Source organism: Phocaeicola sp. (genome assembly GCF_048170425.1).
Lineage (GTDB): Bacteria > Bacteroidota > Bacteroidia > Bacteroidales > Bacteroidaceae > Phocaeicola.
The window spans coordinates 1-6,349 of sequence record NZ_DBEXBB010000262.1 but is presented as its reverse complement, the minus strand read 5'-3'; the positions used below and the strand labels follow the sequence as shown (position 1 = coordinate 6,349).

The 6,349-nt window shown below is 49.0% G+C and carries 4 protein-coding genes; 2 read left to right on the top strand and 2 right to left on the bottom strand.

What is annotated here, in order from left to right; all coding sequences use genetic code 11:
- Window positions 1-42: 42 nt before the first annotated feature.
- Both feoB and ACMJ0U_RS10475 read left to right on the top strand, forming a co-directional pair.
- Complete coding sequence (feoB, locus tag ACMJ0U_RS10480) at window positions 43-2,520, top strand: ferrous iron transport protein B (RefSeq protein ID WP_417129871.1); 2,478 nt, start codon at window positions 43-45, stop codon at window positions 2,518-2,520.
- A gap of 201 nt (window positions 2,521-2,721) precedes the next feature.
- On the top strand, window positions 2,722-3,564 hold the full coding sequence (locus tag ACMJ0U_RS10475; RefSeq protein ID WP_417129870.1) for an OmpA/MotB family protein: 843 nt from the start codon (window positions 2,722-2,724) through the stop codon (window positions 3,562-3,564).
- A gap of 80 nt (window positions 3,565-3,644) precedes the next feature.
- On the opposite strand, the gene ACMJ0U_RS10470 is transcribed toward ACMJ0U_RS10475, so the two are convergent.
- Window positions 3,645-5,267 (bottom strand): hypothetical protein, encoded by a 1,623-nt coding sequence (locus ACMJ0U_RS10470; protein WP_417129869.1) that lies wholly within the window; start codon window positions 5,265-5,267, stop codon window positions 3,645-3,647.
- A gap of 7 nt (window positions 5,268-5,274) precedes the next feature.
- The gene (locus ACMJ0U_RS10465) at window positions 5,275-6,309 is read right to left on the bottom strand and encodes a serine hydrolase domain-containing protein (RefSeq protein ID WP_417129872.1); all 1,035 of its coding nucleotides are present in this window, start codon (window positions 6,307-6,309) and stop codon (window positions 5,275-5,277) included.
- Between the last annotated feature and the right edge of the window lie 40 nt (window positions 6,310-6,349).

The window sequence follows — 6,349 nt, the reverse complement described above, 5'->3', positions numbered from 1 at the left end:
CAATGCCCTATCTTTGCATTGAATTAAAACAGTGAATAAAACATGAAACTCTCTGAATTGAAAACTGGCGAAAAAGGCGTCATCATCAAAGTCCTCGGACACGGAGGATTCCGCCGTCGCATCATTGAAATGGGGTTCATTAAGGGAAAAACAGTGGAAGTGGTACTTAATGCACCGCTTAAAGACCCCATCAAATACAAAATAATGGGTTACGAAGTATCCCTCCGCCGACAGGAAGCCGACATGATTGAAATCGTCAGCGAAGAAGAAGCACGACGTACAGCTGCCACAGATACTTACCATGAACCTATTTCGCAAGGTATTCCCGTAAGCGATGAAGTAATGAAAAACATAGCACAAGGAAAACGGCGTACCATCAATGTAGCGTTGGTCGGAAATCCAAACTGCGGAAAGACCTCACTCTTCAATGTGGCTTCAGGAGGACACGAACACGTGGGCAACTACAGCGGCGTAACCGTAGATGCCAAAGAGGGTTTCTTTGATTTTCAAGGTTATCACTTCCGCCTGGTGGATTTACCGGGTACTTATTCTCTTTCAGCTTATAGCCCGGAAGAACTCTATGTGCGCAAACACATCATTGAAGAAACACCCGATGTCATTATCAACGTAGTAGATGCAGGAAATCTTGAACGTAACCTTTACCTCACTACCCAACTCATTGATATGAACGTACGCATGGTGGTAGCACTCAACATGTACGATGCCCTGCAACACAGCGGCAACAAACTGAACTACCACAAACTAAGCGAACTGCTAGGAGTCCCCATGGTGCCGACCGTAAGCCGTACGGGCGAAGGCATTGACAACCTGTTCCATGTCATTATCGGTCTATACGAAGGAGCTGACTTCATGGGGCAGAAAGAAGAAATCAAAAACGAAATACTCCGCGACTTCCGCGAATGGCACGATGCCTACGTGCCCGGACATAAATATGAAGGGGCAGGCGAAGAAGACAACTTCACCGCTAAAGGTTTTATCCGCCACATCCATATTAACCACGGACCGGAAATTGAACGAAGCATCGACAACGTAAAAAAAGAAATCAGTAAAAACGAAAATATCCGACACAAATATTCTACCCGTTTTCTGGCCATCAAGCTGCTGGAAAATGACAAGGATATAGAAACACGTGTCATCGCGCCCCTACCTAACGGAGCTGAAATACTGGAAATCAGAGACAATGAAGCCGAGCGCCTGCGCGGACTGGGCAACGACGACAGCGAACAATGCATTGCCGATGCCAAATATGGATTTATCTCAGGAGCACTAAAAGAGACCTTCACACAAAACAACCATGATACGGAAACATTCACACGGGTGGTAGACAGCATCGTGACAAACCGTTTCTGGGGATTCCCCATTTTCTTCATCTTCCTGTACTTCATGTTTGAAGGCACCTTCGTCTTAGGAGAATATCCGCAGCAAGCCATCGAGTGGTTCGTAGGCCTGATTGCGCAGGGGGTGGAAAACTTTCTGAATCCAGGTCCCTTGAAAGACTTAATTATTGACGGTATCATCGGTGGCGTGGGAGGCGTGATTGTCTTTCTGCCGAACATTCTGCTACTCTATCTGTTCATTTCCTTTATGGAAGATTCTGGCTACATGGCACGTGCAGCCTTTATCATGGATAAAATCATGCATAAGATGGGGCTTCACGGAAAATCGTTCATCCCGCTCATCATGGGATTCGGATGTAATGTTCCTGCCATCATGTCGTCGCGTATCATCGAAAGCCGCAAGGCACGACTGGTCACCATGCTAGTGAATCCGCTCATGTCGTGCAGTGCCCGACTACCCATCTACTTGGTCATGATTGGCGCATTCTTCCCCGGCAAGGCCAGTCTGATTCTGTTGTCCATCTATGCCATCGGTATCCTGCTGGCTGTACTCATGGCACGCATTTTCACCAAGTTCCTGGTAAAAGGTGATGACAGCCCCTTTGTGATGGAACTTCCCCCTTACCGCATGCCGACTATCAAAGTCGTATTACGCCACACGTGGGAAAAAGGAAAACAATACCTCAAGAAGATGGGTGGCATCATCATGGTAGCTTCCATTATTATCTGGTTCCTGGGATACTACCCTAATCACGAGGCATACGATACCACGGCTGAGCAGCAAGAAAATTCCTATATCGGCCAACTGGGAAAAGCCATTGAGCCGATTATTGAGCCGTTAGGATTCGACTGGAAAATGGGTATCGGCATTTTGTCAGGAGTCGGCGCCAAAGAACTTGTGGTAAGTACTCTGGGAGTGCTTTATACCAACGAAGCTGACGTTGATACCGTCGACCTTTCCGAACGTATCCCTATCACACCGCTTGTAGCTTACGGATACATGTTGTTCGTTCTGATTTACTTCCCGTGTATTGCCACTTTAGCGGCCATCAAGCAGGAGTCAGGAGGTTGGAAATGGGCTATATTTGCCGCAATCTATACCACTGTATTAGCATGGCTCGTAGCATTTGGAGTCTATCAGATAGGTAGTTTGTTCATCTAAAATCATTACCAATATGGATATTCAAGACTTTCTCGTATACATCATCGTAGCTTGCTGCCTTCTCTGGGCTGGCAGATACTTTTTCCGTCCCTTCATCCGTCGAAAAGAGAAATCAAATGGATGCGAATGCGGATGTAGCGGATGCAACGGATGTCCTCTACATAAAAAATAAATACCACATTTTTACAAAACTATAAAACTATGAAAAGATTAAATGTAATAGTACTGACTGGGGTACTGATGATAAGCACCACCTCGTGTGTCACTAAGAAAAAATTCCTTCTTGCGGAAAATGGAAGGATAGAAGCCCTCTCCAGAGGGGACAAGCTGCAAGGACAATTGAACGAATGTCACAGTGAAATGGACAAGATGCGCGGACAAATAGACCGACTGCAACAAGACACCAACCGGCAAGGAAACTCCCTCCGGCACTATCAGCAACTGCTGTCGAGCAACATGAGTGAACAAGAGAAACTGAATGCCTTGTTAGGGGAAAAACTGAAAGAACTGGATGACCGCGAAAAGACTATTCAGGAACTACAAGGCATGATTGACCAGCAGAACGCTACCGTACAAAGCTTACTCAACAGTGTGAAAGATGCCTTGCTCGGCTTCAGCAGTGATGAACTGACCGTACGCGAGCAGAACGGTAAGGTCTATGTGGCCATGTCCGACAAGCTCTTGTTTCAGTCCGGAAGTGCCAAACTGGATAAACGTGGAGAAGAGGCTTTAGGAAAGCTGGCCGAAGTATTGAACAAGCAGACCGAAATTGACGTATGTATCGAAGGGCATACAGACAACAAACCAATTCATACCGCACAGTTCAAGGACAACTGGGATCTGAGCGTCATCCGCGCTACTTCCGTAGCACGTATCTTGATTGAAAAATACAAGGTCAACCCGTTACAGATACAACCAAGCGGACGCGGAGAATATATGCCGGTGGCCGATAACGAAACAACCGAGGGTCGCGCCAAGAACCGCCGCACAGAGATTATCATGTCGCCGAAACTGGACAAGCTGTTCCAGATGCTGCAAAAATAAAAGGAGCTACTCATTCTTGCTCATACAAAAGGATAGCCCTGACATGCTTCACCACACGCGAAGTCTGTCAGGGCTATTTATTATCGGTTTACATGAAGGTAATATTTACAAATATAGAAGCTGCACTCCACCGGTTCAGCCGTCTGTACCTTTCCCTTTAGCCCATACTGCCAGGCCACTACCGTCACTTTAACCGGGAAACGGCTCCGTGGCGGAATCGGAGTAAACTCCAGCGTATTGTTCTCCGTGATGCGGGCCGGACCTTCCTTCACGTAGTAATATACGGGCAAGCCACAGTCGGAAACCGCTTTCAAGGACAACGGCGCGCTTCCCGCCTTCACGTCTTCCACTCCCGGAAAAAGAATATGCTGGCGTTTTCCTTCCGTCAGCCGATAAGGAATACGCAAATTCACCTGCTGCACAGTTCCTTTATAATGCTTGTCGCCCAGATGACTGGCCAGCAGCCAGATGTCCGGCGTGCGGCGCGGGTTGTACATCCCCATCCGGTAAAAACGGACCGTAAACGTGGAATCATCCACCTGCTCCACCGGACCACAAATTTTTTCCAGACGAATGTTTCCTGTAGCATGTCCCTCTACCCTATGCCGACGAAGAGAATCTGTAAAACAAGCCCCCAAACGGAATGTCAATCCGTCTGCTTCCAGCTGAAACTTCATTATCACCCCTGCATGCAGTTTCGGATTATAATCCACCAGTTTCCCCTGCTGGCAGATACCTAAATACTGCATCCTTTTCAGTTTATGTTCCTTGTAACGCTGCTCGGTAAGCTCTGCCATTTCACGGTCGAAATACCAGAAGGCATCGTGCACATCCCCCTTGTAACGCGCCACCGGTGCAGGAGTGGCACGCTTTGTACGTTCGTCAGGCGACCAGCGCTGTACCAGCCAGCCCGCAGCCGGATTCACTTCCTTCAGCGTCTTCCCGCCATCGGCAGGCAAGCGTTGCTCCAGTGCTTTCCGGATAAAACGGGAAATGTAACGGGCCGTCTGTTCCGATACATCGAAATGTCCCCTGCCCGTATCACAAAGAAACGAGATGCAGCTCTCCGGATACATCATCCGAAAAGCCAAGGCCGGATTTACCCGGGCTTCCCACCACTCATACTCGCCTTCAATCATCAGCCCGGGGATGCCGTCAATGTTCCGCGTCCGTCCCCACTCTAAGTTCTCACGCCCGTAGCCACACAAGTTGGTACGCGGCGCATCCCCATGGAAAGACACCACCGCCAGTGTCCGTTCCGGACTCCATGCGGCAAAGTTCCACGGGAAAGTGGCCATGGCCGAATGTCCGAAAGGGATGAGAGGTACTTCACTCAACTCCGTGTATCCACTCACCTCCGCCAGGTCATTCATCATCTGGTCAAATACTTTCTGCACTCCTTTCCGCACATCCCATTGCTGATTGATTCCGGGAGCAATCCAAATCAGTCCCACTCCCATTTGGGCCAGCGAATCACGGAAAGACGACATCTCAAACAATGTTTCTTCTGTCATGTTCTGCTGGCTCCACATCACAGCCGACAACTGCTCACAATTCTCCGGTATCCACAAGAAAGCCTCCGGTTCCTTCTTCGTCTCTTCCGATACAAAACCTTTCAATGTGACCGCCCACTGCCACTCTCCGGCACAAACCGTCTGTAGCCAGGCCATTACCATCCATAATATACACACTCCTCTTTTCATCTTTCTTTCATTTATTATTCGTTCTTACAATTTCTGATACCGTACGCGACAGGACCGGACTACCGTAAAATGACGAGAAGCCATCTTCCTTGCTGGAGCCTCCCTGCACATGGGCGATAAAAAAGCCGCACACTCCCTCGCGCTTGTTTATCCAGGGATAAGCCCCCGCCCATCCGGGAGAACTTATCTGATACGCCTCTCCGGTCTGTTCGTCCAGTAATTCACGCCACTCTCCTAACCCGTAAATTCCCGTGTGATGCTTTCCAAGGGCCCGCTCCACATATTCTCCGGGCATCACCCGCGCGTTTCCTACCTGGTCGGCCTGCATCTCACGCACCGTTTCTACCTTCAAGATACGTTTGCCCTCATATATCCCCTCGTGCGAAATCATTTTCAGAAAACGCATGTAGTCGGCCAGCGTTGTACAGAGTCCGCCACCCAGCATCGGTGCATGTCCTCCGTCGGTGTTGACTGGTGTGAAATGTGAATGCCGCATACCCAGTGGAACAGCAATCAGCTGCTGGAACAACGTCTCAAACTCTTTTCCAGCAGCCACCTCTGCCATTCGTCCGGCCACCTGCATGGCCAGTCCGCCGTACTCAAAGCGTGTGCCCGGTGTAAAGACCGTATCCAGCGGCAAAATCTCCGCTACAGCCGAATCCAGGTGATTATAATTATCTACCCGGGGGTCAGGAAGATACGGGCGAATGCCCGACGTGTGCGAAAGCAGTCTTCGCAACGGAATGCTCCCCTTTACGTCTCCCCGAAACTCAGGTAGCCATTTCTCTACCGGATCATCCCAGTCCAAGGCCGTCGTGTCGACCACGGCTGCCACCACTGCCGCGGCTACCCATTTACCAGCCGAAGCTACATACACCTGCGTACTGTCTGTAAAATCACCATAGTCTTTCCGGAAAATAACGGAATCGTCTTTCATTACACAGATTGCACCGCCCAGATAATACCCTTTGTCCATCCAACCGAAGATGATGGAGTCCAGAGAAGCAAAATTATACACCTGCTGTGCATGAGTTCCTCTCATGCAAGCACATAAGACAATTAATCCAATAAAATATTTAATT